The sequence below is a fragment of the Mesorhizobium sp. ORM8.1 genome (assembly GCF_053005525.2).
This window is the reverse complement of sequence record NZ_JBRKPX020000002.1, coordinates 205,013-231,334: the sequence shown is the minus strand read 5'-3', so window position 1 is coordinate 231,334 and position 26,322 is coordinate 205,013. Positions and strand designations below refer to the sequence as shown.

At 60.3% G+C, this 26,322-nt stretch carries 29 protein-coding genes and 2 pseudogenes; 19 read left to right on the top strand and 12 right to left on the bottom strand.

The features are described from left to right. Window positions 1-75: 75 nt before the first annotated feature. Together ACVDG8_RS37950 and ACVDG8_RS37945 are read left to right on the top strand one after the other, a co-directional pair. Window positions 76-1,290: an alpha/beta hydrolase gene (locus tag ACVDG8_RS37950; RefSeq protein WP_447250674.1), complete on the top strand. Its 1,215-nt coding sequence runs from the start codon at window positions 76-78 to the stop codon at window positions 1,288-1,290. A gap of 214 nt (window positions 1,291-1,504) precedes the next feature. Beyond that, window positions 1,505-1,963 (top strand): MucR family transcriptional regulator, encoded by a 459-nt coding sequence (locus ACVDG8_RS37945; RefSeq protein ID WP_447250516.1) that lies wholly within the window; start codon window positions 1,505-1,507, stop codon window positions 1,961-1,963. Window positions 1,964-2,328: 365 nt separating this feature from the next. On the opposite strand, the pseudogene ACVDG8_RS37940 reads toward ACVDG8_RS37945, so the two are convergent. Then, window positions 2,329-2,970, bottom strand: a pseudogene (locus ACVDG8_RS37940) (DUF932 domain-containing protein); the annotation flags it as partial. Window positions 2,971-3,226: 256 nt separating this feature from the next. Between ACVDG8_RS37940 and ACVDG8_RS37935 the strand changes: the two are divergent. The 4 genes from ACVDG8_RS37935 to ACVDG8_RS37920 all read left to right on the top strand — a co-directional run bounded on the left by ACVDG8_RS37935 (window position 3,227) and on the right by ACVDG8_RS37920 (window position 8,366). Further along, entirely contained in the window at window positions 3,227-4,297 is a 1,071-nt protein-coding gene (locus ACVDG8_RS37935) for a tyrosine-type recombinase/integrase (RefSeq protein WP_447250515.1), read from the top strand. Beyond that, complete coding sequence (locus ACVDG8_RS37930) at window positions 4,287-6,053, top strand: hypothetical protein (protein WP_447250514.1); 1,767 nt, start codon at window positions 4,287-4,289, stop codon at window positions 6,051-6,053. The genes ACVDG8_RS37935 and ACVDG8_RS37930 overlap by 11 nt, the downstream gene beginning before the upstream one ends. Window positions 6,054-6,057: 4 nt before the next feature. Beyond that, entirely contained in the window at window positions 6,058-7,920 is a 1,863-nt protein-coding gene (locus ACVDG8_RS37925; protein WP_455707944.1) for an integrase, read from the top strand. A gap of 179 nt (window positions 7,921-8,099) precedes the next feature. Continuing rightward, window positions 8,100-8,366: a hypothetical protein gene (locus ACVDG8_RS37920; RefSeq protein ID WP_447250512.1), complete on the top strand. Its 267-nt coding sequence runs from the start codon at window positions 8,100-8,102 to the stop codon at window positions 8,364-8,366. Here the strand turns inward: ACVDG8_RS37920 and ACVDG8_RS37915 are convergent, their stop codons facing one another. Together ACVDG8_RS37915 and ACVDG8_RS37910 are read right to left on the bottom strand one after the other, a co-directional pair. After that, on the bottom strand, window positions 8,367-9,239 hold the full coding sequence (locus ACVDG8_RS37915) for an ArdC family protein (RefSeq protein ID WP_455707943.1): 873 nt from the start codon (window positions 9,237-9,239) through the stop codon (window positions 8,367-8,369). A gap of 66 nt (window positions 9,240-9,305) precedes the next feature. Further along, window positions 9,306-9,884 (bottom strand): annotated as a pseudogene (locus tag ACVDG8_RS37910) (hypothetical protein); the annotation flags it as partial. Window positions 9,885-10,192: 308 nt separating this feature from the next. Here ACVDG8_RS37910 and ACVDG8_RS37905 point away from each other — a divergent pair. Further along, window positions 10,193-11,407 (top strand): DUF1173 domain-containing protein, encoded by a 1,215-nt coding sequence (locus tag ACVDG8_RS37905; RefSeq protein WP_455707942.1) that lies wholly within the window; start codon window positions 10,193-10,195, stop codon window positions 11,405-11,407. Window positions 11,408-11,473: 66 nt separating this feature from the next. Here ACVDG8_RS37905 and ACVDG8_RS37900 read toward each other — a convergent pair whose 3' ends face one another. After that, window positions 11,474-11,794 (bottom strand): hypothetical protein, encoded by a 321-nt coding sequence (locus ACVDG8_RS37900; protein ID WP_455707941.1) that lies wholly within the window; start codon window positions 11,792-11,794, stop codon window positions 11,474-11,476. 93 nt (window positions 11,795-11,887) lie between these two features. On the opposite strand from ACVDG8_RS37900, the gene ACVDG8_RS37895 reads away from it, so the two are divergent. The 6 genes from ACVDG8_RS37895 to ACVDG8_RS37870 are packed head-to-tail and all read left to right on the top strand — an operon-like array spanning window position 11,888 to window position 13,949. Then, window positions 11,888-12,175, top strand: coding sequence for a hypothetical protein (locus ACVDG8_RS37895; protein ID WP_447250509.1), 288 nt, complete (start codon window positions 11,888-11,890; stop codon window positions 12,173-12,175). A 38-nt stretch (window positions 12,176-12,213) separates the two neighbouring features. Further along, the gene (locus ACVDG8_RS37890) at window positions 12,214-12,555 is read left to right on the top strand and encodes a hypothetical protein (RefSeq protein WP_455707940.1); all 342 of its coding nucleotides are present in this window, start codon (window positions 12,214-12,216) and stop codon (window positions 12,553-12,555) included. A gap of 9 nt (window positions 12,556-12,564) precedes the next feature. Next, entirely contained in the window at window positions 12,565-13,257 is a 693-nt protein-coding gene (locus ACVDG8_RS37885; protein WP_447250507.1) for an SOS response-associated peptidase, read from the top strand. Beyond that, window positions 13,254-13,430 (top strand): hypothetical protein, encoded by a 177-nt coding sequence (locus ACVDG8_RS37880; RefSeq protein WP_447250506.1) that lies wholly within the window; start codon window positions 13,254-13,256, stop codon window positions 13,428-13,430. The genes ACVDG8_RS37885 and ACVDG8_RS37880 overlap by 4 nt, the downstream gene beginning before the upstream one ends. Window positions 13,431-13,443: 13 nt before the next feature. Beyond that, window positions 13,444-13,734, top strand: coding sequence for a hypothetical protein (locus ACVDG8_RS37875; protein ID WP_447250505.1), 291 nt, complete (start codon window positions 13,444-13,446; stop codon window positions 13,732-13,734). Next, window positions 13,731-13,949 (top strand): hypothetical protein, encoded by a 219-nt coding sequence (locus ACVDG8_RS37870; protein WP_455707939.1) that lies wholly within the window; start codon window positions 13,731-13,733, stop codon window positions 13,947-13,949. Before ACVDG8_RS37875 ends, ACVDG8_RS37870 begins: the two co-directional genes overlap by 4 nt. A gap of 378 nt (window positions 13,950-14,327) precedes the next feature. Here the strand turns inward: ACVDG8_RS37870 and ACVDG8_RS37865 are convergent, their stop codons facing one another. After that, window positions 14,328-15,161 carry an ATP-dependent DNA ligase gene (locus tag ACVDG8_RS37865; RefSeq protein ID WP_455707960.1) on the bottom strand — a complete coding sequence of 278 codons (834 nt, stop codon included), beginning with the start codon at window positions 15,159-15,161 and terminating at the stop codon, window positions 14,328-14,330. A 175-nt stretch (window positions 15,162-15,336) separates the two neighbouring features. Here ACVDG8_RS37865 and ACVDG8_RS37860 point away from each other — a divergent pair, with 175 nt between their 5' ends. From ACVDG8_RS37860 to ACVDG8_RS37840, 5 genes are all read left to right on the top strand, one after another. Further along, window positions 15,337-15,522 (top strand): DUF3606 domain-containing protein, encoded by a 186-nt coding sequence (locus tag ACVDG8_RS37860; RefSeq protein WP_447250501.1) that lies wholly within the window; start codon window positions 15,337-15,339, stop codon window positions 15,520-15,522. Window positions 15,523-15,778: 256 nt separating this feature from the next. Further along, entirely contained in the window at window positions 15,779-16,060 is a 282-nt protein-coding gene (locus ACVDG8_RS37855; RefSeq protein ID WP_447250500.1) for a hypothetical protein, read from the top strand. Window positions 16,061-16,195: 135 nt separating this feature from the next. Then, window positions 16,196-16,942 carry a thermonuclease family protein gene (locus ACVDG8_RS37850; protein WP_447250499.1) on the top strand — a complete coding sequence of 249 codons (747 nt, stop codon included), beginning with the start codon at window positions 16,196-16,198 and terminating at the stop codon, window positions 16,940-16,942. Window positions 16,943-17,066: 124 nt separating this feature from the next. Continuing rightward, window positions 17,067-17,864: a DUF309 domain-containing protein gene (locus ACVDG8_RS37845; RefSeq protein ID WP_455707938.1), complete on the top strand. Its 798-nt coding sequence runs from the start codon at window positions 17,067-17,069 to the stop codon at window positions 17,862-17,864. Window positions 17,865-18,163: 299 nt separating this feature from the next. After that, window positions 18,164-18,628: a MucR family transcriptional regulator gene (locus tag ACVDG8_RS37840; protein ID WP_447250497.1), complete on the top strand. Its 465-nt coding sequence runs from the start codon at window positions 18,164-18,166 to the stop codon at window positions 18,626-18,628. A 132-nt stretch (window positions 18,629-18,760) separates the two neighbouring features. Here the strand turns inward: ACVDG8_RS37840 and ACVDG8_RS37835 are convergent, their stop codons facing one another. The 4 genes from ACVDG8_RS37835 to ACVDG8_RS37820 all read right to left on the bottom strand — a co-directional run bounded on the left by ACVDG8_RS37835 (window position 18,761) and on the right by ACVDG8_RS37820 (window position 21,093). Next, on the bottom strand, window positions 18,761-18,973 hold the full coding sequence (locus tag ACVDG8_RS37835) for a cold-shock protein (RefSeq protein ID WP_006339568.1): 213 nt from the start codon (window positions 18,971-18,973) through the stop codon (window positions 18,761-18,763). A gap of 239 nt (window positions 18,974-19,212) precedes the next feature. Then, complete coding sequence (locus ACVDG8_RS37830; protein ID WP_447250496.1) at window positions 19,213-19,644, bottom strand: plasmid maintenance toxin (PemK-like); 432 nt, start codon at window positions 19,642-19,644, stop codon at window positions 19,213-19,215. After that, the gene (locus tag ACVDG8_RS37825; protein ID WP_447250673.1) at window positions 19,631-19,924 is read right to left on the bottom strand and encodes a type II toxin-antitoxin system Phd/YefM family antitoxin; all 294 of its coding nucleotides are present in this window, start codon (window positions 19,922-19,924) and stop codon (window positions 19,631-19,633) included. The genes ACVDG8_RS37830 and ACVDG8_RS37825 overlap by 14 nt, the downstream gene beginning before the upstream one ends. 464 nt (window positions 19,925-20,388) lie before the next feature. After that, a complete protein-coding gene (locus ACVDG8_RS37820) occupies window positions 20,389-21,093 on the bottom strand; it encodes a hypothetical protein (RefSeq protein ID WP_447250495.1) in 705 nt (234 codons plus the stop codon). A 248-nt stretch (window positions 21,094-21,341) separates the two neighbouring features. Here ACVDG8_RS37820 and ACVDG8_RS37815 point away from each other — a divergent pair, with 248 nt between their 5' ends. Next, window positions 21,342-21,542, top strand: coding sequence for a DUF6494 family protein (locus ACVDG8_RS37815; protein WP_455707937.1), 201 nt, complete (start codon window positions 21,342-21,344; stop codon window positions 21,540-21,542). A 569-nt stretch (window positions 21,543-22,111) separates the two neighbouring features. Here ACVDG8_RS37815 and repC read toward each other — a convergent pair. The 3 genes from repC to repA all read right to left on the bottom strand — a co-directional run bounded on the left by repC (window position 22,112) and on the right by repA (window position 25,720). Beyond that, entirely contained in the window at window positions 22,112-23,317 is a 1,206-nt protein-coding gene (repC, locus tag ACVDG8_RS37810) for a plasmid replication protein RepC (protein ID WP_455707936.1), read from the bottom strand. Window positions 23,318-23,471: 154 nt separating this feature from the next. Beyond that, window positions 23,472-24,437: a plasmid partitioning protein RepB gene (gene repB / locus ACVDG8_RS37805; protein ID WP_447250492.1), complete on the bottom strand. Its 966-nt coding sequence runs from the start codon at window positions 24,435-24,437 to the stop codon at window positions 23,472-23,474. Window positions 24,438-24,517: 80 nt separating this feature from the next. Beyond that, window positions 24,518-25,720, bottom strand: coding sequence for a plasmid partitioning protein RepA (gene repA, locus ACVDG8_RS37800; RefSeq protein ID WP_447250491.1), 1,203 nt, complete (start codon window positions 25,718-25,720; stop codon window positions 24,518-24,520). Window positions 25,721-26,322: the final 602 nt, after the last annotated feature.

Below are 26,322 nucleotides of genomic sequence, written 5' to 3'. Positions count from 1 at the left end.
GCCGCGGCGACATAACGGACGTGAAATCCGTCTTACGCTGTTACTTCGAAGTTCAGGATGGACCTGATGAGAATCATGCCCCTAAGTACGAAGGTGGTTGTAGCGGGCTTGGTCCTGCTGTCTGGTTGCGGCCATCCAAACGGAGCCATGGCGCCAATCAACCTAACGGCTGATTCGCCGTCGACGGCACACGTTAGCATGCTTGTGGCAACGACTCGTCAGCCGTCCGGTGATCCGGCAACGCTCTTCAACGGAGAACGCAGCCCAACGGCATATCTGACCGACATATCAGTCTCGATCCCCTCAACGCGGCAGGTAGGGACAGTGCAATGGCCACTAAAAATGCCGCCAAATTTGGCAACGGACTTTGCCGTCACCCATGTAAAGCAAATCTCCACTGTATCAGAAGGTCGCGCCTGGTTCCGAGCGCACATTGAGGACGGACACGCGCTGGTGTTCATCCACGGTTTCAACAACACATATGAGGACTCGGTGTTTCGATTGGCGCAGATCGTTCACGACAGCGGCATGCGCGCGACGCCGTTCCTGTTCACCTGGCCCTCTCGCGCAAGCGTCTTTGGTTATGAGTACGACAAAGAGAGCACCAATTATTCGCGCACTGCACTTGAGCAGTGCCTGCGAATTCTGATCGAAGATCCCGCCGTCAAGGATATCACCATCCTAGCCCACTCCATGGGCACGTGGTTGGCTATGGAGTCTCTCCGACAGATGGGTATCCGCGACGGTCACGTAAATTCCAAAATCCACAATGTCATTCTCGCCTCGCCGGATATCGATATCCAAGTGTTTGCCAAGCAATATGTCGAAATGGGCTCCCCGAAGCCAAAATTCACGATTTTTGTATCCCAGGATGATCGCGCCTTAGCAGCATCCAGTTTTATCACCGGCCGGGTGGCTCGGTTAGGTGGGATTAACCCATCGGTGGAGCCCTATAGAACCAAACTCGAACAGGCTGGGATCACCGCCATCGATCTCACTAAGGTGCAAAGCGACGACAGCATGAACCATGGAAAATTTGCGGAGAGCCCAGCCATCGTTCAACTCATTGGTCAGCGCCTTATGACTGGTCAGACATTAACAGATTCAAACGTTTCTCTTGGTGAAGGTGTCGCGGCAGTGGTTGGTGGGACAGTCAGAACTGTCGGAACAGTGGCCACCAATGCGGTCGGCGCACCGTTTGGAATCTATGACAAGCCCGCACAGGATAACTCTGGCAATGTCGCAAAAACCCTTCAAAGCAATAAACAGTCGAAACTGCTAATTCAGTAAATTCGTTATTCAAGTTTCCGCAGCTCTGAGCAACGCCCGCTCAAAACCACGATGGCCTCCAAGCCCGCGCGTCGCGACGGCTCAAAGGATTGTCGAAGTCCGTACGAATTCAGCGTCGGCTCCACTGCAGTTCGATAGACCAGGCTTAGGAGGGCGGTTGCTTCGTTGATCATCAACCAATAGAGAGGGGATAAATCAGACAAAAGGACCAGCAATGACCAACGAATCCGACACTCGCCGTGCCGAACTAGCTGAGTTAACAGCCGACATTGTCTCAGCATATGTCAGCAACAATCCGTTGCCGGTGTCTGGGTTGCCGGAGGTGATAGCATCGGTTCATGCTTCGCTGTCCGGACTTGGCACTCCGGTCCCACCGGTCGCTGAGCCGCAAACTCCCGCGGTCAACCCGAAGAAGTCGGTGACGCCGGACTTCATTATCTGCCTCGAAGACGGCAAGAAGTTCAAATCACTGAAACGGCATCTTAGCACGGACTTCGGCCTGACACCGGACGCCTATCGCGCCAAATGGAACTTGCCGCACGACTACCCTATGACAGCTCCGAATTACGCCGCTCAACGCTCGCAACTGGCGAAGTCCATCGGACTTGGCCGCAAGGCTGAACCCGTCGCACCAGCCAAGAAGGCACCCGGGAAGCGGAAAGCCAAACCGTAGTCCGCTACCACCTGACGCAACGGAAAGACTCAGCTATGTCTGGGGAGCGGCGGACCTGAAAAGGACCGTCTGGTCGGCGCCATTCGAGCAACCTTCCAGCGAGTGCGCCGGCCTTTTTCCTGGCGGGGCGGCAATAGATGATTACTTCAATAATCGAGTCGACCGTCGGCATTGTATGGTGACCTCCAGGGCATTGCCGGAAAAGTGATGCAGGAGATTGGGAAGCTGGATGTATCGGACAACTGCGGACGGGCCGAAGGAGCTGCTGTCCGCCGGCCCACCGCGAGCGAAGGCGTCCGTCCTTGTGCTCTAGGACGCCGGCAAACAAGCGGGCGATGCCGGCAGCGGGGCCGGCATCGGATGTGTCAGGCAGCCAAATCGAAGAGCTTCTTGGCTTTGCCCTCCATATCCAGGCGAACATCCTGGTGCGGTTTGTCACGCGCGACCCTTGTGATGCCCTGCACAAAATCAAAGATCGACTCCGGCGGCCTGCCTTCTTCGGCCAACACGGCATCAATGATCTTCGTGGTTTGAAACTTCGAGAAGCCCCGCTTGCGCAGGAAGCTCTCGCGGTCTTCATCGTTGCGGGCGACGACGCGCTCACGCGCCGCCTTGATGCCGTTGACGAAGGGCATGGGCGAGGAGTCGGCGAACTGGATCAGCGCCGGCTCCGCCTCAGCGGCGAAGCGCGAAGCCGCATATTTGGAATGCCGGATGGTGATCTCCTCAAAATTTTCCACGCCCCAAAGATTACGGTTCTGGCAAACCGCACGAAGATAGAAGCTCGCGATGCCGAGGGTCCTGGCGCCCACTTCCGAATTCCAGCAGTAGAAGCCCCGGAAGAAAAGATCCGGATCGCCGTTTGGCAGCTTTCCGGCCTCTATCGGGTTGAGGTCGTCAACTAGAAAGACAAAGACATCGCGGTCGGATGCATAAAGCGTCGTCGTGTTCTTCGAGATGTCGACATGGGGGTTGTAGATGCTGGTCGACCAATCGAGTACGCCCGGATAGATCACGTCACGGAACTGTCCTGATAGTCTTGTATGAGACGGTAGCGCAGACGCCTGAAGGGAGCATCAAGCCTCCAATCAGCATTGCGCCGGGAGATCCGCGCAGGGCGGAGGCGTAGCCGAAGCCCGGAGCGGATTTCCCGGCGCGGCGCTGATTCAGACCCCTTGGAGGCGTGACATGGCAATGATCGTTCGTGCTGCGCCTGGCTATCCTCCAATCCCGGCCGAGTTTCCCCTTCTCCTTTCCAACCAGATGCAGATCATCGAGCCTGCCTTCGCGTATTTGATCGAGCAGGCAGAGTTACGGGCGCACTCGCCGGAAACGGTCCGAACCTATGGCGAGCATCTTTACGACTGGTTCGACACCCTCGAACAATCGGATCTGTCCTGGGACGCGGTCGATGAAGGCACCATCCTGGCCTATCGAAACAGGATGCTCGAGACGCCGAGCCAGTATACGGGAAGGCCTTATGCCCGGTCGACCATCAATGACAGGGTCCGGTCGGTCTGCCGCTTCTATGCCTGGGCACATCGCCGCAACATGATTGACGAACTTCCGTTCAGCTATCGGGACGCGCCGCCGGTCAGAGCCGCCTCGAAAGGCTTCCTTGCTCACGCGGCGGGCAAGCCCAGGCCGGGAAATGTGCTGACGGTCGCGGAATATGAAACCTTGCCTCGGCCGTTGCGCGTCGTCGATCTTCACCGGCTGCTCGCCGCTCTCGATATGCCCTACCGGCTGATCGCGGAATGGGCGGTGACCAGTGGCATGCGACGGATGGAGCTGTGTGCGCTCACGGTGGGCCAGGTGCCGCACAGCGACAGGCTGCACATGGAGGATCACCCCTTGGTGGGAATCCCGCTCACCGTCACGAAGGGCAGCCGAAGGCGCACGGTCTATCCGCCGCTGAGGCTTGTCGACCGCACCAACTGGTATATCGGAGAAGACCGCGCGGCGCTGATAACGCGGTTGCGACGGCGAGATCCAGACTACGCGCCGTCGAACTCCCTCTTCCTCAACAAGCGTGGCCTGCCCATCACCAAAGCCCGGTTGTCGACCGCATTCGCACGTGGCTTTGCCGCGGCGGGATTGGATGGATCTGGTCACTGGCTGCGGCACACCTTCGCGACGGTCATGCTGGTGCGGCTGCAGGCGGAAGCCCAACGCAATCCCGACATCAATCCCCTCAAGGTCCTCCAGGTCCTGCTTGGTCACGCCTCGATCGAGACGACGGCGATCTATCTGCGCTGTGTCGAATTACATGGAGACGCGATCGCCGAAACGATCGAGTATCTCTACGGCCGCGTGATCGACGATGCGTACTGACCGCCGTCGCATCGACCGCCAGCTATCGGATGAGACCCAGCCCACGGCTTCGATTGAAGGTGGGCCGGTCGTGCTATTCCGGGATGCATGGGGCGAGCTGGTGCAACGGTTCGACCTCGGGCAACTCAATCTTCCGGCCGAGCTTGTCGCTCCCTATGCCGAGGCGTTCCGGGGGCATCATACAGCGTCGTCACCTGCCACGCGTCACCAATGCTGGAATGCACTGAAGTTCTTCACCCGCTTTCTCGCCGATGGCGGCAGTGTTCAGGCGCCGGCGAATTTAACGACAGAACTGTTCGGCCGATACATATTGTGGCTGGACGCCTTGCCTTCGCGAACTGGAAAACCCTGTGCTCCGGGCCTGCGTCACAATCGCTATCAGCCGGTCAAGCTTCTGACCGAGTGGATCGCGAGGCGACGGCCGGATCTGCTGCCGGTTAGGCCGTCGTTCCCCTTCAATCCGTTTCCCGGCAGGCATGCACCGAAGGAAGGCGGCCGGCTGTCCGGCTTGCAGCTCAAGGCTATCTTGCGGTTCTGCTATGAAGAGATCGACGATGCCTGGGCGCTCTTCGAGGAAGGACAGCGACTGCTTGCGGCTCCGGCAAAGAGCGGCGATTGCGATGGGTTCGAAGCGATGCTGCGGGAAATCCACAGCCTCGGGCACGGCGTGATGCCACCGCGTCGTGCCTTGCCGGACCGACTCGGCCGCAGGTTACATCTCCATGGTGGGCACGACAGGTTCGAACGTCACATTCATGCAACGCCAGACTGTCTGGCTTCCTTCTTCATCGCCATTGCGATCCAGACTGCTGGAAACGCCGAGGCACTTCGGCTTATCGACCGCGATTGCATCGAGCCTCATCCCCTGATCGAACATCGGACGATGATCGACTGGCAGAAGGGCCGTGCCGGACACCTGGTCAAGCGGGCGCAGCGACGATCCTTTGATTGCCGGCGGCGCTATGCGGTGCCCAATCTCATCAACAAGCTGCTGAAAATGACCGCCCCGCTGGTGGCGCGCGCACCTGCGAGCGAAAAGGATCGGCTGTTCCTGATGCGCAGACCGGGCCGGGACGTCGGCGTCATCCAGCGTACGACACTCGAAGGCGCCATGGCTCGATTCATCGAGCGGGCAAACCGGCGTATCGCTGCATGGAATGACGAACATCCCGATCAGTTGCGCACGGCGTTGCCGCGCTTCCACACGAGGATGTTCCGAGGCAGCGTCGCCATCGAGCATTATCGAGCATCGGGCGGCGATGTGCGCGCGGCGCAGACTGTGCTCAATCATGCCACCCCGGAACTCACCGATCGCTATATCAGGGGAGATCAAAGCCGCGCGCTCCAGCATGGAACCATTGCTAGGTTGCAGGCGATGATGGTGGCCTGGATCCTCGAATCCCCTGGCGAATCCGAGCAATGTTCGTCAGCGCCGGCCCTTGCCGCGGAGACGTTCGGCCATCGCTGTACTGATCCGACGGTTGGCGGGGAAAAACTCTGCCCGCACTTCGGCGGCTGCCTGTCCTGTCCGGGCCTGGTGGTGCCGATCGATGCAATCCACCTCGCGCGCATCCTTCTGGCGATAGAACAACTGGAGAAGGCGCGCACGCGCCTCGACCCTCAGCGGTGGGCGCTGATTTACAAGCCCAGCCACGATCGTCTGGTCGGTGGCATTCTGCCCGACTTCCCTGCCGAACTTCATGATGACGCGCGCGCCCTAATCCCCTCGTTGTCCGCGTTGCCAGCGCTGGAGTGAACCCATGGCCCAAGCTGCAACGGCCCTGCGAAATACCTCCGTCCTGCCACGCTCGATCTCCTCGACCTCGACCTGGGATGATGACACATGGCGGTTCGATCTTACCCGACCCGGTGTAACTGACAGTAGCCGGACGATCGACTGGACGTTCGAGCTCCCCGATGGCAGCCGGTTCACCGAGCCGACATGGGCGGCGCTGCGCGAGGCCGTCAAATGCTTCCTGTGGTCGCTCAGAACAGACCCGCCGGCGGGCAAGCGAAGGCTCGGACCTGGCTCCCTTATCTCGATCTTCAATCAGATGCGCGTTCTGGTCTGCTGGATGGCCGGCGAAGGACATGACAGCTTCAATCAGCTTGATGCCGATGCTGCGGCCCGTTTCATGACTACGCTGAGGGAACGACCAGGACGAAAGGGCGAAGCGCTGTCGCTTGGCACCCGGGCTGGGTATCTGTCGACGCTGGCACGCCTCCATGCTCAGCGAGAGAAGCTGGTAGACGGCGTTCCCGATGATCTTCGAAGATTCCTGGATGAATACGGCCCCAGACTTCCCCGCCTTGATCGGCGGGGGCGAGGCTTTCCCTGTACACCCGACGCGGTTGCAACGGCACTGATCGGTGGCGCCCTGCGGCTCATCGGTACACCAGCTGACGATGTGATCGCGCTCCGCGATCTGGCAGCGGTTGTCTATGCCTACCGGCTTGATGGCAGGCCGACGCCCGCGGGAGAGGCGCGGGCTCGCCGGATGCTCGACGACTTCTCCTTCTCGACCTTGCCGAATGAGGACAGTCCCTGGCACGCGCCGGTCGTGAGGTTGAAAGACATCCATCCGGTGATCGATCGCATCTACGATGCCTGCTTCGTGGTGATCGCCTGGCTCGTCGGCGCGCGCGTCTCGGAAATCCTCGGGCTCGAGGCCGGATGCATCGAGCGACATGTCGGCCCGGATGGCCAGGAGGTCACCTATCTGGATGGACGGATTTACAAGATGGCGACGGGCGACGGTGGCCAGCCTCATCGTTGGATCGCATCCGAACCCGTGGTCCGCATCGTCGACGTACTGGAGCGGTTGTCGGCACCCATCCGCAAGAAGCTTGGGACAGGCAAGTTATGGATGCTGACGCGGGATCCAACGCTGCTGCGACAGCCTATCGGCATCCCACACAGTGGAGCCTTCGGCGGCCGGCTGAACAGCAGCTTCCGAACAATGCTCGACCTTCCTCTTCATCAAGGAAGACCTTGGCACCTGAACGCGCATCAGGGACGGAAAACGTTCGCGCGCTTCATCGGCAAGCGCGACAGGACAGGCCTTCATGCCCTCCAGGAGCATCTCGGACACGTGAGCCGGGTGATGACCGATAGCGCCTATGTGGGCACAGACTTCGAGCTCGCCGAATTGATCAACGACGAAATCCTGAGGGAAACACGGGCAGCGCTCGAGGACCTTCTGACGGCGTCAAATCTGTCGGGCCATGCCGGGCACATGATCGCGTCACGGTCGCCGTTCCGGGGCCGCACACACGATGGCGATCTCGGCGAATATATAGACTTCGTCCTGAAAGACAGCGGAATGGTGCTTGGCGTCTGCGACTGGGGTTACTGCCTCTATCGTCGTGAGCATTCCGCCTGCCAGGGTGATGACCATGGACCGAATGCGGTCCTGCGCACACAGAGCGTATGCGCCCGCTGCGCCAACTTTGCGGTGAGCGAGCGTCATAGAGCGGTCTGGGAAGATCGGAAGGTGAGCAATGCTCAGTTGCTTGGGCATCCTGCCCTCGATGGTGAAAGCCGGAAACTCGCTCAAGAGCGCATCGTCGAATGCGATCGAATCCTCCGAGGGCTGGATGGGGAGAACGATAGTGCCCACTGATAAAATGGGCATCACGCCTCAGCAGAAGCGCCGTGATGCCACTGCCCATCGCCTGAGCGCGGCGTTGGCGCGATTGGTGGCGCGGGAGGAGCGCGAAGCTGTCGGTCGCCGCCCTTGCACGTGAAGCGGGCGTCGGGCGCAATGCAATCTACGTCAATCATCGCGACGTCGTTGCGGAGTTGCTGCAGGCGGCTTCGCATCGCATCGACGCTGCAGTGGCATCGAAAGAAGCGCCGGAAACCGATTGGCGCGCCGTCGCTACCGAGTTGAGGGAGCAGGTTCGCGGTCTGGCAACCGAGAATGCGATGTTGCTTCGGCGCGCGCAGGACGCCGAACAGGCAACTGCGCGCGCCGAAAAAAGAGCCGCGAAGCTCGATGCGGAATTGCGGGCGCTGCGGTCTCCCGTGCATCTGCACGGGACGGAGCCGAACACCCGCAACCGTTGATCAAGCGGCCTGTTCATGCCGAGCGGATTGCTGCGCGTGCATCCAATCGGCGGCTTGTTGCGCCTTGCTCGCGGCCGTGAAGATGGCGCGGGAATCGTCCTTCAACACCTTGATCCACGAGGCAACATAGGCCGCATGATCGGGGCGCGGATGGTGGGCGATCCCGAGATCGGCAAGGACAAACCCGCTGAGAATCTCGACGCAGCATTCCTCCGCGGCATAGGCAGCGGAGCCAAACCGGCCCGAAAGATCGCGGTCAAGCCGCTTCTTCGACCCCGAGGCGTGCCCGCATTCATGCAGCAAGACGCCATAGAACGACGCGGCATCGCGGAAGGAGGCGAAGTCCGGCATGAACACCGTGTCCGAAGACGGAAGATAGTAAGCTTCCGATCCGCCGAACACGGTCTTGATATCGAGGTTGGCGATGAACGCCTCTGCGTGCGCGAGACGCTCGTTCTCCGGCAGCGTGTCCGTCGGCGGGCGCTCGTATCCGTCCACCTGAGCGACATTGAACACCGAAAATGCCCGGGCGAACATCCGGCGGCGGCCACCTTCATCATCGTCGTCATCGTCATCAGCCGGCTCGGAGGAAGCGATCTGCTTCCACAGCACGACGGTGGTCGAATGCTCACCCTTGCGTACCTGCGCGCCGGCGTCCTGCCATTGTCGGTAGGTCCCCCATAGACCATCGCCGTAACCGCCGGCCATGGCTGCGACCCAAAGCGCCACCGTATTTATGCCCCGGTAGCGCTTGCCTGACGATATATTGGTTGGCCGTGCAGCGTTCGTGCCGTCGTGGAACCACGGCGCGTGCCACTCGCCTGCACCTTGCTCGATTGCCCCGATGATCTCCGCCGTGACGCGGGTATACATCTGCCCGATCTTGAGCCGCCATGATCAGGCCCTCCCTGCGCAGGAGGTGTCAGCGCTCAAGAATACAGTTGCAAAATGACCTAAGCCCGGCACTTTCCAGCGCGTGTCGCCGGTGCCATTGCCGGCGATCTTCTGCACGGCCTCGACCAGCTCGTGGTCGAAAATCCGGCCGTAGTCGGGACCGGTCACCGCCCGCAGCTCGACGCGGCCGTTCTGGATTTCAAGCGTTTTTACCTGCTCCGCCCGCTGCGAGGTCAGCCCGTATTGGAGATTGATGGCCGCGAGCGGGGCCGGGAGCTGCCGCAGGTAAGCAGCCGGTGCCCCGACCAGGCTGGCAAGCTGGCCAAAACTCCAATGCGTGGGGACAACCGGTGCCTCGGCATCGGGCAGCATGAGCATGAGGCGTTCCGCGTCGTCGCGGCTGGCTTCGACGCGGATGCGTTCGCTTTCGACAATGCGCGTACGGCTGCGCTGCGACCGTGCGCTCACCGAGTTTCGCAGGTCGGTGAGCGACAGGTAGCGCTCGTCGGCCGGTCGGTTGAACCACTCGGACGAAACGCGGCCGACGCGCTGGCCGCGGCTCACATCCACCTTGTAACCTGCACGCGCGTTCAGCGTCGGTGCCTGAATTTCCATCTGTGTCATGGGTTTGCTCCGCGGCGGACGCCGGGAGCCTCTCTCCCGGGCCTTCGTCCGCCCACCGAAAGCCCCGCCTGCCCTCTTCCTCTGCTGCCCGCACCGTCGCCTTTCGAAGTGCCCGCCGGCGTCGCAGCGCCCAAACGCACGCCCAAGGTGAAGACCAGCCGCAGGCCGGGTGTTCAGCGAAGCGGGCAGCCCCGTCCCGGCGAGAGAGGCGGGCGATCATGCCTTGACGAACCAGCCCCGTTGCTTCGATGGCAAAACCATGACTCAATGGGGGTGGGGATGCGGCGGCGTCCGGAGCAACGGAGGCAATGCGAAGTTTCAGACTTGCTGACCAGGTGATCGAGGAGGCGGCGCCTGATCTACAGGCTGCGCTTGCGGATGCATATCGCAGAAAGCTGCGACCGCTTTGCTTGTGCAAAGAGCCCTCCCCGGCGATGTATATTGCGCAGGTTGGCGACCAATACATGGTCAAGCGGATGCCGCTGTCGGGTGGCAGCCACGATCCTTCCTGTTCCTCTTACGAGCCGCCCGACGAACTGTCCGGCCTCGGCGTACTAATGGGCAGCGCTATCCAGGTCGATTCCGAGAGCGGCATGGCCGCGCTGAAGCTGGGCTTTCGCCTATCGAAGGTCGGCACGCGATCTGTGCCGGCAGCTGGCGCCGTAGGTTCGGACAGCGTGGTCGGGGACACCAAGAAACTGTCCCTGCGAGCCCTGCTCCATTATCTCTGGCACGAAGCGGAACTGACAGTCTGGACGTCGCGATGGGCTGGCAAACGGCATTGGTGGAATGTTCGCTGGCACCTCGTCGAGGCCGCTGGCCAGATGACGGTCAAGGGCGGAGCTCTCAGCGAAATCCTGTTCGTGCCCGAGCCGTTCCGGTCCGCCGACAAGATCGCGATCGAGCAAAGGCGCGGACAGGCGCTTGCACCCGCGCTGCCCCCAAAGAGCGGCCCCAGAAAGCTGATGATCCTGGTCGGTGAGGTCAAGGAGTTCAGCCCGGCTCGGAGCGGCCACAAGTTGATCGTAAAGCACATGCCGGGGTTCGTGTTCTTGTTGGACGAAAGCCTTCATCGTCGGCTTCAAACGCGCTTTGAAACCGAGATGGCACTCTGGGGCGCGGATGAGGCATCGCATCTAATCGCGATTGCCACCTTCGGTTTGACTCCGGCGGGGCTGGCGGTGATCGAGGAAATGGCCGTTATGGTCGTGGCGGAGAATTGGGTGCCGTACGACTCCGCCTTTGAAAAGAAGCTGGTCGACGCCCTTGCCAGGACAAGGGAGCGAAGCGTGAAAGGACTGCGCTTCAATTTGCCGGTGGACAAGCCAACCGCGACGGCGATATTGCAGACACAGCCGCGGCCGGTTGGCCTTTATGTCGTACCCCCTTCCTCCGACAGTACGTACCAGGAAACGCTGAGCGAACTGATCGCGTCGCGACCGGAGTTTGATTCCTGGATCTGGCGGACGGCCGATAGTGAGATGCCGACTTTGCCTGGTCGACAAGACGGGGGACGCTATTGACTCGCGCGCCGGCGAGTATTTTCAGCTACCCGGCCTGTGCGTGACCGGTATCTTAAGCGCTCGCATTTATCTTTCGTCGCGCCAGATCACACGCCGCTCCCATCGGATCTCCACCAAGCGCCGGAAGCGGATCGTGTGCGCCTGCTCTCCGGTGGGGTGGAATAGCTGCGCGCTCATCCACTCCCGGCTCTTGCACTGCTGACAGCGGACCTTGTTCCGCACATCGTCGATAGTGACGTTGCCGATCACCTCCCGCAATTCGAGCGGCTTATAGTAGCGCGTGACGTTGCAGCGGGCGCAGCGGATGCCCGCTACTTGCCCCGCGTCGTGGGCATGCGTCAGGGTCCAGGCAGCACCTCGCGGCCATTTTTCGGGTTGTTCCGGCATATGCTGAAATGAGGAACATATTCCTGTCAGGTCAAGGGGTCTTGACTCCGATGTTCCTATTTTGTTCACTACTGGCAAAACGGAGACATTCCCATGAAACCGATGCGTGCAACTGAAGTTGAGCAGCCCGAGATATACGCCACAGTGAAGCGCGAGATGCCCGACATCCGCCGCGCCGTTGCAAAGATGGTCAAGCCACTGCGCGGTTTATCCGACGTCAGTCAGAAGCAGGCCATTACGGAAATGACGGCGGCTTGGATTATGGCGATCTACCCAGACGATTTGGATTTGGCGATTTCACTTTCCGATGCGATGCGCGACCAGACCGACATTCATTTACAGGAGGCGTGGAGGGTGCACGGTCGTCGAAAGCAGCACTGATGGTCAGGCGGAGCAGAGGCCGCCCGACGCCGACTATCGTGGATCGTGAATGGCCGCATCAAATCGCTTTGCCTGACGACCTCTGCACGGCACGCAACGACACGCTGATCCGCCGATTCTGCGACGACCATTGCCTCGATCATTGGACGCGCAAAGTACAAGCGACCTGGCCGGACGGTCGCTATGAGGAATGGCGACTGCATTGCTTTCGCGATCCAGCCGCGGCGGAGGCTTTTCGCGCCCACTTCGGCGGCATAGTGTTCGATCCGGCGAGGGAGCGCGAAGGCGGTCGCGCGCTCGGCGTCTGGCGCCGGCAGGGTGCCTATGAGCGATTTCTTGAGCTCGGGCCGCTGAGCGTGCCGGAAGCCCTGCGGAACTGAGGTGGAAGCATGTGCGGACGCTACACCAGATATCTGCCATGGTCCGAGATCCATCGGCTCTACCGACTGACTGCACAGGCCGATGTCGGGCGCAATGACGCGCCGCGCTATAACATCGCGCCGACCGACGAGGTGCCTTTCGTCACCATCGCTGACGACGGCAACCACAAGATTCGCGCCGGGCGCTGGTGGCTGGTCCCCTTCTGGGCGAAGGAGATGCCCAAGGCGACAACGTTCAACGCCAAGATCGAGACGGTCGACACGACGCCGGCATTCCGTGACGCCTTCAAATCTAAGCGCTGCCTCATCCCGGCCGACGGCTACTATGAATGGACCAAGAGCCCGGCCGATGGTGGCAAAGACCCGTGGCACATTTTCCAGCCCGGACACGCGCCTTTCTCATTCGCAGGCCTGTGGGCCTACAACTCTAGCCTCGACATCACGAGTTGCACGATCATCACAGAGCCGTCCGCCGCGCCCGTCAACCAGATCCACGATCGCCAGCCCCTCATGCTCGACCCCGCCTATTATGATGCCTGGCTTGATCCGAAGACGCCGGTCGGCGAGCTAAGGGACGTTCTCAAGCACGATATTGATGGGCAACTTCAGTTCTATCGCGTCGGTCGGGAGGTCAACGCCGCCGCCATCAACAAGCAGCCCAATGACCATGCCGGACTCATCGAACCGATCCAGCTGCTATGAGCGACGAAATCAGACTTCCAATCCCCGAATACGCCACGCCGCCCGGCGTGCAACATCATATCTGCGAGCACTCCGGCTGCATCAAGGATGCCGGCTGGGGCTTCGCCAAGCCGAAGCAGGCGCCGCGCTGGTTCTGCTTTGAGCATAGGGCCGAAGGAGAGAAGTTCCTGTAGCCGGAGAGCTGAAATGACGCGTCATACCGTAGCCACCGATCTGGAAACTGCGGCCGATCGGATCGGGGAGATTTCCCGCGCCGATCTTCAAGTCATGCTGCGAAGGGCCCTTATGCTCAGGAACGTGACGGGCCTGGTGCTTGAGCCGAATGTCGAGGAGTCGCTGGCCGGTGTAGCCGACGAAATGGGGCTGTCGAAGAGCGATCTTGTCAGGACCATCGTCAGCGATTGGCTTGTGGCGAACGCTTTCCTGCCCGTGCCGCGCGCACTGGACGAAGAAACGACAGTGGAAGGCAACGCATGATCACCGCGCCAAGACAGAAGCTCGATTACGCCGATCGGGAGATCGACTGCCAGGAAGCAATGGAGCCGGGCTTTCAGGCCATTGTCGATTGCATGCTGGAGGCCGGTTGGCAGCGCGGCGAAGTCATGCGGGCGCTGCGGCGTCTGATCGCGGCCGATAACATGACGCAGAAGACGCCAAGGTGGAAGCCGAGTTGGCAATTGCACGGGCGATGATCCGCGCTGGAAAGTCGCTCTAAAGAGGTGGGAGACTTCGCCTTATGTATGCGTCCTGATATTTTAGCGGGAGCGTATATTCATCGACAGCCGGTGCCCTTAGCACAAGTCCCCTTAGCTATCCCGCCGGTTAGGCCCGGCGGCCTTTGATCCCCAAACAGACAAAACTACCGGGCCGCTCCCGCGTTTCGCCTACCCAGCCAGCGACGAAGGCGGCCGCGCAGTGATGTCGCTCAGCTTCTCGCGCTTGGCCAGAACAGGCTTCTCATAGGCTTCTTCAGGTATCCCCCATTTCAGAGTTTCGCCGGATGGTCCGCCGTGGATCCGCCAAAACCTTATAGCTGGCCGAGGCGATGTGCTGTAGCGCATAAGCAACACTTAATATTCCTCGTGGAAGTCCTTCAGCGATGCATGGCGCAGCTTTTCCTCCCCCTTCAGGAACTTGACCCGGCCGACTAGGCCGGGCCTGAGCCATTCGGCCTTTTCCTTTGCGAGCCCCTTCGGAGGAGGCGCGCCGATCTTGCCCTGCACGCGGTTCCATAGGGCCTGTCGCTTGTCGGCTTTGAAGGTCACGAAGGCGCCGCCCATGTAACGGCCCTTGTCGGCCATGAGCACCATCGCCGGCTTCCCCGCCTCGCGTTTTACCCCGATGATGTCCATCTCCTTCTCGACATAGCACTTGACCTTGCGCCAGTTTATTGTCGAGCCGCTCCGATAGACGCTGTCCAGCCGCTTCGAGACGATACCCTCCAGACCGGCTTCGCAGGCCAGATGGTAAACCGCGTCGCCCGTGCCTGGCAGCGCTTCGCTGAATTGGATATGGCCGCCGGAGGGAATGAGCGCCTCCAGCACCTCGCGGCGATCTTTCAGCGCCATGTCGCGCAGATCATGCCCGTTGAGGTGCAGGAGATCGAACGCGACCAGGTAGAGTTCCTGCGGGCATCTGGTGATGGCCGAGCGCAGGGCGTGAAAGTCCGACAGACCGGCTTCGTTCGTCACGATCGTTTCGGCTTCGATGATGAAGCTTTCGGCGTCGAGCGCCGCGGCTTCCTCCGCGAGCGGCCGATATTTCGCCGTCCAGTCGATTCCCGTTTTGGTGTACAGGCGGATGCCGTCGACGTCCTTGATCAACTGCGTACGGTAGCCGTCGAATTTGACTTCGTGGCTCCATCCGTCGCCTTTGGGCGGCTGCTCGACGAGCTCCGGCTCCATCGGACGGACGAAGGACAACCGGACCCCGCCGGGGGCTTGCGCATCGGAACCTCAACGCAAAACTCGAATTTGATTCAATATCGCACAGCCGCAAGCGTTCCGTTAGCGGTTGCTTAAAAGGCTTGAGGGGAACGTTCCGGCGCAGCCGCTGTCTTTCTGGCCAGGAGGAACAGCCATGACCGACGACAAAACGAAACGCGACTTCCGGGACCGCGACCGCGTGTCAGCAGATGAGGATCATGAGGTACGCTACTTCGCCAAGCAGCACCGCATCACGCCCGACCAGGTGCGGGAGTTGATCGGCGCGCACGGCAACGATCGCAAAACCTTGGAGCGTGAGGCCAGGAAGTTGCGCGGGTGACGAAGCTTTCCGACCTTGGGCCGCCCATCGTCGGGCGCCGACATGGGGGCGATCCGGCTCGCGACCAGGATCACTTCTACCATTGCAGGAAATGCGGCCAGCCGGTCGACCGACGCGATCTCCGGCAAGTCATTTGGCATGAACAACCGGACAATGCGCCGCTTGAACTGGACAGTTGGTCTCGGATTGTTTTAGGGCACGCGGAACAAATTTCGGGCTTCGAAGTTAGCAAGCGCTGCTAACAGGGACCCACGCGATGCTCCTTGCCCTGGACGATGCGATCTCGACGGCTGTTTTGGCTGGCAGAGGCGCGGACGCGGAAATCCGCGGGGTGATCGACCTCACCAGCAAAAGTGAAGCCCAGATCGGCGCCATCAGCTTAGGGCGCGCCATCCAGTTCGTCGCCAATGCGTCGGTGCTTGGCTACGACGTCCGCAGTGCAATGGTCTTCTATGGGGACCCAGGAACGCCAAGCTTACGGACATGGGACTGCGAACATCTGTGGGCGCAATACGGTGGCGCTCTGCTCCAGCCATAGTGGACTTCGAGCCTATTTAAGAGCATCCTCCCAAGCGGGGGAAAGGGCTTGGACAAGTCTCGTCACGACAATCGGTCTGGCCAATGGCGCAAGCGCACCGGAGCGCGACGGTCGCGTGCGCTGCGTTGGGCGAGCGTGCCGCGACGGCTGATCTTCGTTACCGTCGCCGCGGGCGGCGCGCTGATCGCGCAAACAGCTATGCAGCACAGCGACAGCATGCCTGAGCTCAACCTGTCGAACTTGATCGGCCCGAAGCCGGCGCCGATAACCGGCGTCGCCTCTGTCATCGACGGCGACACGATCGAAGTCCACGGCCAGCGGATCCGCTTCAACGGCATCGACGCGCCTGAGAGCCGGCAATACTGCGACGACGCCAAGGGTTTCGAATATCCCTGCGGCAGGCGATCGGCCGAAGCACTGGACGGCTTCCTGGCCGCCTCGAGGCCCGTGCAGTGCACGTTCGTGACTTGGGATCGCTATCGCCGCTTCGTCGGCGACTGCCGGCGCGCCGACGGCACCAGCGTGGCGGCATGGATGGTCGAGCACGGCCAGGCGCTGGATTGGCCGCGCTACAGCCACGGCGCCTATGCAGGGCAGCAGGCCACGGCTGAAGCGACGAAGGTCGGTCTGTGGGTCGGAATGTTTCAGGCGCCTTGGGACTGGCGAGCGTCGCACGCCGACGGCGCAGCGCCGTCGAGCCAGCCACTCGGCATAGTCAGCCGCAAGCTTGTCGCGCAGAGCGGGGTCTATTCGTGCGAGCCGCGACGCTACTGCTCACAGATCAGTTCGTGCGACGAAGCCCAGTGGTATCTGCACAACTGCTCGTGGGGCCGGAAGCTGGACCGGGACGGCGACGGCATGGCGTGCGAGACGCTTTGCTGATGCCTCGCCGCCCAACGAGGCCATTCGATCTAGAACTGGAACTCGATAGATTCGCGTACCGATCGCTGACCACGATTACATCAGCGCGCGCTTCTGCAGTCGCGCTCGTCTACCGTCCCAATTCTTGTGGCAGGCACAACAGGCCCTTGAAAAATATTTCAAATTCATCCTGCTGGTCCACCGGATTAACGCCCCCACAATTTCGCGCTCGCAGCTTCATTGTCGCACCGCAAGTTTGCCCAAAACCCCATTTTTCTGCCGACGGGCGCTCCAGAGTGATCATCCGTTCAGGATGTCACGGGTGTGCTATACGGCTTTGATGGCTATTGGTTCGATGTTGCGCCGGCGTTGGCTGCCAGAAAAGAGCTTTCCATCCTATGCGTATCTGCCGGGCAGGCAACCGCATCCGGTGCGCGATCCCGCGGGACACAGCTACAAAAGCGACGCCATGCTGTCGGCTGAGATCTCGCTTGATTCAGACACATTTCTCTGGGGCCTCGATCTCTTCAACCATGGCTATTACTGGGAAGCCCACGAGGCTTGGGAAGGTCTGTGGCAAGTTGCAGACCGAGGCGCTCCGCTTCGGACGCTCTTCAAGGGATTGATCCTATTATCGGCGGCCGGCGTGAAGATCCGCGAGGGCAAGCAGGCGGCGGCGATGCGTCATGCCGGACGCGCCGCGGCGTTCCTTCGTCGACTGATCAACACGGCCGATCATGGCTTCGAGCGTGCGCTCGGCATGTCACCCGCAGCGCTCGCTGAACACGCCGAAGCCGCGGCAAGGATCCCGGCAGCCCTGCAGCCGATAGCGCTCGGTCAGCCCCAACCCGTGTTTGACTTCATTCTAGGACCAAGTACCGGCGCAAGGCCGATCAGGTCGCAAGAAAGACAAACAGTCATCCGTGGAAGACGCCAGGAATAGACCGGACACGTTGGCCCCACGTCACTGGCGAACGACGGATGCCCAGGTTCCATTCACCTGGCCGTATTTTCATGGAGCACGGAATTTCGTCACGTTGTTTTCGGAATTACAAAGGCTCAAGCTGGCGCGGCCGCGCATCGGTTCCGGCGCATAGCAGCCGAACGAACGCTGGGGCCGACACGCACCAGCATTAGCTTATTCCGATACTTATGCTGCTGAGACATTTATTGCTTTCAGCGGCCGCCATCAATATGTAGCAGGACTTCGCCCGCTGTCCTTCAAGCCACCCGGAGAGTTTCATGACAGAAGAAGCCGATCACAATCTCGACAGCCTCATCGAGCTTACCGCCGATGTCGTGTCAGCCTATGTCTCGAATAATCCAGTCCCGGTGGCCGATCTCCCTGCCCTGATCGACCAAGTACACTCGGCTTTGAAAGGCACAACCGGAGGCGTCTCCGTAGCAGAGCCGGAGGCTCTCAAGCCTGCGGTCCCGATCAAGAAGTCGGTGATGGCGGACTACATCATCTGCCTTGAGGACGGCAAGAAATTCAAATCGCTAAAGCGCCATCTTTCAACCCGCTATGGGCTGACCCCGGACGAATATCGCGCCAAATGGGGCCTGGCGACGGATTATCCGATGGTCGCGCCGAATTACGCCGCTGCACGCTCGGCATTGGCCAAGACCATGGGGCTCGGCCGCAAACCGAAAGAGCCTGAAACGCCGGCGCCGGCGAAGCGGACCCGCAAGAAGGTCGCAGCCTAACTTTATCTCTCGAGGGTCATTCTGGAGCGCGCAGCTGCTTATCGGCAATATCTGCGCAGAATAGGAAAGGCGGGGACCAATCCCCGCCTTACCTCGCGTTCATCTCGCTCTTGCCGGGACGCAGGCGAAAATTCAGCCAGCTTTGCTGAGGCTGCCAGCAGAGGACTTGCCAGTGCGGCGGTCCTGCTCGATCTCATAGTTGATCTTCTGGCCGTCGTTCAGCGTCGAGAGGCCAGCGCGTTCGACAGCGGAAATGTGGACGAAAACGTCCTGACCGCCATTGTCGGGCTGGATAAATCCAAATCCCTTGGTGCTGTTGAACCACTTCACGGTTCCGGTCGCCATATCTGTGCATTCCTCTGTGACAACTGCGACGTGGACTTGGCCGTTAAGCCAGCCCGGTTCATTTCGAGACTGGGGAGTTAAACGCAGCAGAAGCGAAAATTGCAAGACCCCATTCGATCGGCCGGGGTGTGGGTCGCGCATGACGAGTATGCTCTCCACCGCCTACCACGGCGCCCCAACTGTCGGCGCAGGTCCAAGGCTCCTTCACCGATCGTGCGCTGATCGGTGCCGATCAGCGGTTACGCGGAGCGTGGCGTGCTCCTGTGCGCTTGGCTTGTCGCAATGGCGACAAACCGGCGCTTGACCGCGGCAAACAGCGCCGGCGGCAACGGCCCGTAATAGCCGCTCTCCGTGTTCAGCGGCCGGATATCGGGGCCCGGCCAGGCGAACCGGTTGCTTTCCGTCAAAACGATCCACGACCGCTCGCCGTCGAGCCGCAAGCGCAACTTGACCGCAGCCGGGATTTCGATGGCATCGGCGGGATCGGAGGGCGGTGCGTGCGTGATCGGCAGAACTCGGACAACCGGCGAGCCGTCCTCCTGCATGGCGACCAGCGCTAGCACCAGGCAGGGCCGGTCCTTGTCGCCTTCCTCGCGGCCTTCGCGATGTTGCCAATGCCAGAGATACGAATAACGGAAAACGTGGCCGACCTTGATTTCAGCCGGCAGCATTTTTTGCCGTCAGACCTTTTGCCGGAAGGAGTTCGTCGTTGAGATGGTCAAGACCCGGCTCCATTTCGGCGGATTCGACTGCTGCGATTTCGTCCGCACTGAGCTCTGCCGTTAGCTCGACCCGCCGGTCCCGCTTGGAGAGCCGGACAAAATCCTCGTAAGCCAGCAGCACGGTGCGCGGCCGGCCGTTCTTGGTGATGATGACCGGGTCGCGAACCGCGGCATCCTGATAGGCGCCGAAGTTTTTCGAGACGGCGGCGGCGGTGACGGTAGTGGTCATCGGCAGGACTCCTTTCTTCCGTAATATACGGGCTTTCCGGGCTTTCCACAAGTAATCGCCAGACCCGCGAAAACGGGCAGGTCGCCGGCATTCGCTGCGCCCGCTGCAACGTCACACGTAACTATAAGCCCCTCGATTTGCGGGAGGTCATCGGCAACGTCACGATCCGCGATGTGAGAGCTGTCAGCAGTGCAAGAGCCGGGAGTGGATGAGCGCCCAACTCTTTTCATCCAACTGGAGAGCAGGCGCATACCATCCGCTACAGGCGTCTCGTGGAAATCCGCTGGCAGAAACGGGTTATCTGGCGGGACGAATGAACCACAACCTGGAACGCCTTCGTCCCGCTTGGCAACTTCCTGCCGTTCTCGGCGCCGTTCAGTCACCTGATTGAAGGCTTGCCGGAGAAGGTGCAGCGGTAGGAACACGAAAGGCCCTCCGGCTACGTCGGCCGGGGGTCCATCACTTTAGGCAAGGCCCAGTGCGGTGCGGACAGCCAGCGAGTTGACTGAAGCGCCAGATGCGTACTGGGCAAAGGACTTCTCAAGTTCGGCGAAGGGGCCACGGACCGCCGCGAACTGCGCTTCGGCTTGCTTCTGAAGTGAGGCGAATTCGTCCAGAATTCCTTGGCAGGGTCCGATAGCTCGACGTCGAGCTTCCTCGAACTGACGAAACGTGGCAGAGGCGTGGTCCCTCACGGTGTCAAAACGGGCTCCGTATTTTGCAAGGTCGCCCTGCATGGCCTGCCACACCGCGCTGTATTTTCCAAAGTCTCCCTGGACGGCATCTAAGGCCCTTCGAGCTGCCGAAGCTGCTTCGTCAAGGACAGCCGAGGCCGAAGGGCTCAGGGCACCAAGATGCCATTGCGGCCCGACCGGTATCCCCACATAGTTCAGGTGGCTGGACCTCGGCGTGGCGGTCCGCGCCGCCGCTCTCTTATGTGCAGCTACAAGCGCCGCCTCACCTCGCACGCGCCATTTGTCCTGCAATCGGTGAACGAAAGCCTCTGGGCTCGCGGCCTCCCAATCTTTGCGAGCGGCCATAACTCGCCTAATCGCGGTGGTCTTCCTCATGTTCGGCGTCCAGATCATGAGGTCAGCCATGTCGGCCAAGAATGGTCCGTCTTTCTTGCCTTCGCCCGGGGGACGGCCACGGCCACGTTTCTCGGTCATCGCTTTTTCCTTTCGGTAAGATGACATGGCCCAGAGGATAGGTGATTTGCGGGTTTACGCCAGCGAGATGAAATAGCCGTCCCAACTTCTTTGCGAGGGTAAATCGCGGCGGAAAGTGTATCAGCGAGAATAATTCACGGGTTACCCATTTTTTCTCGCTGTTGCACAGTGCCCGGTGCGTCACCGTCCTGCTTCCTTGATCCCTTGCCTTCCCTTACAATCTCTTCCAGACACAGAGGAGTTCCGTCATGAGCGAAGACGCCTTCAACATGTCGATCCGCAAGTTCCTAAAGGAAGTCGGCGTCACCTCCCAGCGCAAGATCGAGGAGACGGTGCGCGAAGGGCAAATCGGCGGCGAGAAGAAGAAGAAGTTGAACGTCCGCATGACGCTGACGGCGGAAGGTACCGGCCGCAACCACATGGTGGACGGCGAGATCGAACTTCCATAAGCTAGGCGAAACGTCCGACGCGGCCGAAAGCGTCGAGACGGACTAGCTGTGGGATGGGGTCTGGTCAGATCCACGCATTGCCGCTCACCACACTCTTGGCTATCGGCCCGACTGGTGCGGTTCGAATACAAGCGAAAACCAGGGCCATCGACCTGTTGCGGACTGAGCCGCTCATTCGACATCGACATTGGCCCGCGGCCACGCCGGGCCATCGCCGGTTGCCTCCTCCTGACGGCCAAGCTCCCGCAGCACCTGACTCACTGACACCAGCCAGGCAAGCCATTCGAGACGATCATGGGCGATCTGTTCAATGTACTGACTGTAGAGCTGCAGATACGCGGTCCTCAGCCAAAATCGATGCTCCGGACAAAGCGCTATTGCCGCAAAACACCTTGTCGCGCAATGCGTTCCTGATCTCCGGCTCGAAAAGATCGGGCTGAACACGAACGGTCTTCGGATCTTTCCAGGAGAAAGGCTCCAGAAGGACATCACAGCTCCACGTCACTTCCTGATCTTGTGTCACGGTTCCCGCGCAAGGTCGTGGAGGGACCGGCGATGTGCTCGCAATTTCATCCGGTCATCTTCACGGTTGCGCCATTGGCTTTAAGCGCCGCCATCAGCATCGGCCCGACGGAGAACTGCCCTGCCCTCGCTTTTTCGGTCAGCACCCGCAGATAGCCGCCGGCCGAGTTGATATGCTGGGCCCTTTGCAGGATGCAGGCAATCACGATCGCGGCGACCTCCTGACCCATCACATGGCAAGCCTCCTCATAGGCTGAGGGCGACACGCCAAGGTAGCCTCGCACCTGGGCCGCGGTGATCATCAAGTCGCGCCAACTGCCAATGCCATCGACGGCGTAGTCCGCAATTTCGGGGCAGGCCTTCAACACAAGTCCGATCGGATAGCCTTTCGGCTTCTCGTCGGCTGCTCGTCTTGGTTCGACCGTCGTCCCGCTTTTCTCCAAAGCAGGTTCAAGTTCAAATATAGCGTAGGTGTTTGAATCAGATTGCTGCCGCTCGTTTTGAGAGTCATTGCCGCCCGGATTCGTGGAATTCATATGAATTTCCAGCATCTTATCCACTTCGTCGTGCAACGCGGCCAGATCAGCTACGACCGGTTCGAGCTCGGCAGTGCAGGCTCGGCGCGGAATTGCCTCCACAATGCCGCGGAAACGCTTCCACAGGCCTCCCCAGTCACCCGGAACAGCGTCGTCGACGGCGGCCTCGATCAGCTTGTGGATGTCACGGCGGTGCAAGGTGATCCGCTCGCGCATAAGCCTGAGCGCCCTGTTGCCGGCGCGAACGCGTTCGGCGGCCGCCTCGAACTCGAAAGCACGGGCCAGAAGCGGCGCCAGGGAGAAGCCAAAGGCTTCCTCGATCTCCCCTCCCCTGCCCTTGCGGGCGTAACGCTTGCCGTTCGGGCTATCCCGACGGATGATCAACCCGCCATCAACAAGAGCCGCTAGGTGCCGCCTGAGCGTGGCATCAGGCATTCCGTGCGCCCTGAGCGACAGCTGTGCGTTTGATGGAAAGACGATGAGGTCGTTTTCTTCACTCAACTCACTGTCAGGATAGAAAGATATCAACGCATTGAGCACGGCCAGGGCACGATCGCCGATGCCGACGACGCTCTTGCCTTCGCAGAGGTTGCGATAGATCTGCCACTTGTCGACGACCCTGCCTTTGGGGATCTCACGTGACTCGTTTTGCGCTGCCAGCATGGCGAGCGACATCGGCCGCCGCCCAAAGGGCGTCGTTGCAATGCCCGTCTCCATTTTCTTTCACCCTCGATTAGGCAAAAGAAATCTGCTCGCCAAAACGACGCCGCGACTCTTGACAGTGATTCGGGGAAATGCGATTCTCAGCTTGCTACAGACGTGAGAAGGGCTTCCGCGACGGTGACGTTCGGGGGCCTTTTTCTTTTGCGGTTCAGTCTCCTGTTTTCTTTGCCTGTTCCGATTCCCGGAAGGCCACGAAAAGTTCGTCTAGCCTATCAGCAATGAACGCGCCGAAGGTCGACGCGTCCTTCGATTTCAAGGCTAGCGTAAAGATCTTTCCCGTATCGGTGATCTTGGCGCGTACGGACTTGTCCCCTGGCGTCCAAGCTCTGTCTTGCGACTTCGCCGGCGCTCGGGCACGATTCGGAACGGAACTCAGGAAGTCAAACAATCGTGTGAAGCGGATATCGCTCTGAAGCGACGAAAAGTCTGCGCTCTTCACATAGTCCGCTGCCCTGAGCCCATTTTCATGGCGCTCCATTAGCTTTGCGAGTTGCCACCAGCGATCTCGACCTATGCCCTTGGCCGCTCCGACCGCCAAAATAATTCCCTCGGGCACGTGGCTGGTAACCGAGCGCATCTTGGAAAAAGTTGTATCGTCCAGCGCTAGCGCCAGCTTGACAGTCTCAGGCGAATGGCCGGCCTTGAGGATACGCTCGGCAAATAAGGTCCGTTCAATGAAGGACAGATCTGCCCTGGCAGCGTTCTCCTGCCCCTGGGCTATCACATGGTCCTTATCGTCCATGTTCTTGACGACCGCTCGAACGGGCCGGCCCAAATGCCGGGCGACCTTGAGCCTTCGGTGTCCAAAGACAGTCTGATAGCGCCCTGGCGCCGATGGATGCGGCCTGACCAGGACGGGGGAATCTTGCCCGCGCTCCCGAATTGCCGCCAGCAGCTCAAGGAACTCGTCATCAGCGTCGTCGATACGATCTGAAACGAACGAACTGTCGATCAGGGCGGGATCCAGATCGACCACGGAACTCTTGGACAGCTCCTCAAAGGATTGCATGATCGATCGCGAGGCGCCTCGAACGGCGTAGTTGGCGACGTCCCGCACCTCCGCGGCAACAGCCCCTGCCCCCATCACGCTTCCAAATACATCCTTGCGGGCCATTCAATCGCTCCGATTTTCCGCTAGGCGACTGACTTCGTAGAAAAAACCGCCTTTTTTTACTGCGGTAAAGTGCCCTTCAATCATGACCTGCCCCATGTACGATGAATGAGGTCGACGATTTCCGAATTCACTGCATCAAGTGACTCAAGCGCCCGATCGTAGGTCGAGCGCGTAAACGCCGATTTCTCCACCTCATACAGGGTCTGCTTGGTCAGGCCGGCGTCCGAGATGGCAGTTGACTTGAGCATCGGGTTCTCAAGGATCTGACCGGCCAGCATGGACTGCATGAAGCCGACCATCTGCGCTTGCGGAATGTCCGTGGGCTCGTAGCGGGTGATGAGGTAACGAAACCAGTCCAACTGGATTTCCGCGCCAGCCGCCTTAATGGTCTTCAGTATGCCCCCGAGCATCAGCAGAAACTGGCTCATGGACATCAGATCAAGCATCTGCGGATGAACCGTGATCAGAACGGATGTCGCTGCCGACATCGCCGTCAGGGTTAGATAGCCAAGCTGCGGTGGGCAATCGATGACGACGACATCGTAGCGGCTGTCCACTTCTGACAGCGCCTTTGCGATTCTGGTGAAAAACTGCCGGCCTGTACTGGACGACTTGTCCTGCATCGCTAGCGGCGTGTCGTACTCGTACTCCTGGAGTTCCAGATTGGCTGGGATGATGTCCAAGCCTGGGAAGTTGGTCGGCGATATGACGTCCGAAATCGGCTTTTGATCCTCATCGTAACGGATTGCCTCGTAGAGAGAGAGGTTGCGGTCCAGTTCGGGCTGGAACCCATGAAGCGCAGAAAGCGACGCCTGCGGATCGAGGTCAATTGCCAAAACGCGATGCCCCGTCAGGGCCAGGTGTTGGGCGAGGTGGGCAGCCGTGGTGGTTTTGCCGCTGCCTCCCTTGAAATTTACGACCGCCACGATCTGGAGCTTGTCTCCAGGCTTGCGGTGCGGCACGTACTTCTTCACTTCGGTCCGGCCATGGCGGTCCAGGAAATGGCGCAGCTCGAGCATCTGCTCCGCCGTGTAAGACCGCCGGCCGGAGGAATTTTGAGCGGGCAGGGGTCCTTTGCCCTCGAGATGAAGGCGCTTCAAATTGTTCTGCGACACGCCAAGATAGTGGGCTACTTCACCCATTGAGAACGTGCGCAGAGTCTTTGTCGCGTCGGGTGGAAACTTCTCCATGCGGAGTTGATTGAGGCGTCGCGATATCTCGGCACCCTGCTCGAGAATTTTGTCATCGAACTCGAAGCTTGGTAGCCGCATGGCGATGTTCATTCTCGTGGAAATCCGAATTGGCGCTTTTTGCGATGAAACTATCTAACAAGCGCCATTAAGCTCCGATTCGGCCAAGCACAGCAAGAAGTTTTGGGTTAACAGAAGGTTAACGGTGAGGACCAGCTCTCGGGGCCAACATCTCGATCATCGCCGACACGGTTTCCATCCGTGCAGAACTAAGCCTATGTTTCCTCTGCCATAAGCACCAGAATTTACGGCAGTAAAACGAGTCGCGCAGCAGCGATTGAGCTGGCCGGACTTTGCAGTCGCTGCCGACAGGACGGGCCGAGCATCGGGGGCAGCCCAGGGCATTGCAGGAGGTTATCGAGATATGGGCACGCAGAAATGCGCCCGCATCTTGGCCCACGATGCGAACGGGCCGAACAAATCTGCAGTTGCGGCGGCCATTTGCGCGATCTCGCGGAAAAAGGCGCAGGTGTGCGCAGAAGTTCTCGGTGGCCGATGATCACCGCGTTGCCGGCGCGCGCGGCCGATCAGATTGCTGACCGAGACAGATGGCGCAGTGTCTTGACGCCGTCGTCGGACGAGATGCCGACCAAAACTGCGCTACAATCGAAGGGGCGGCACCGGATCCCGCCTAT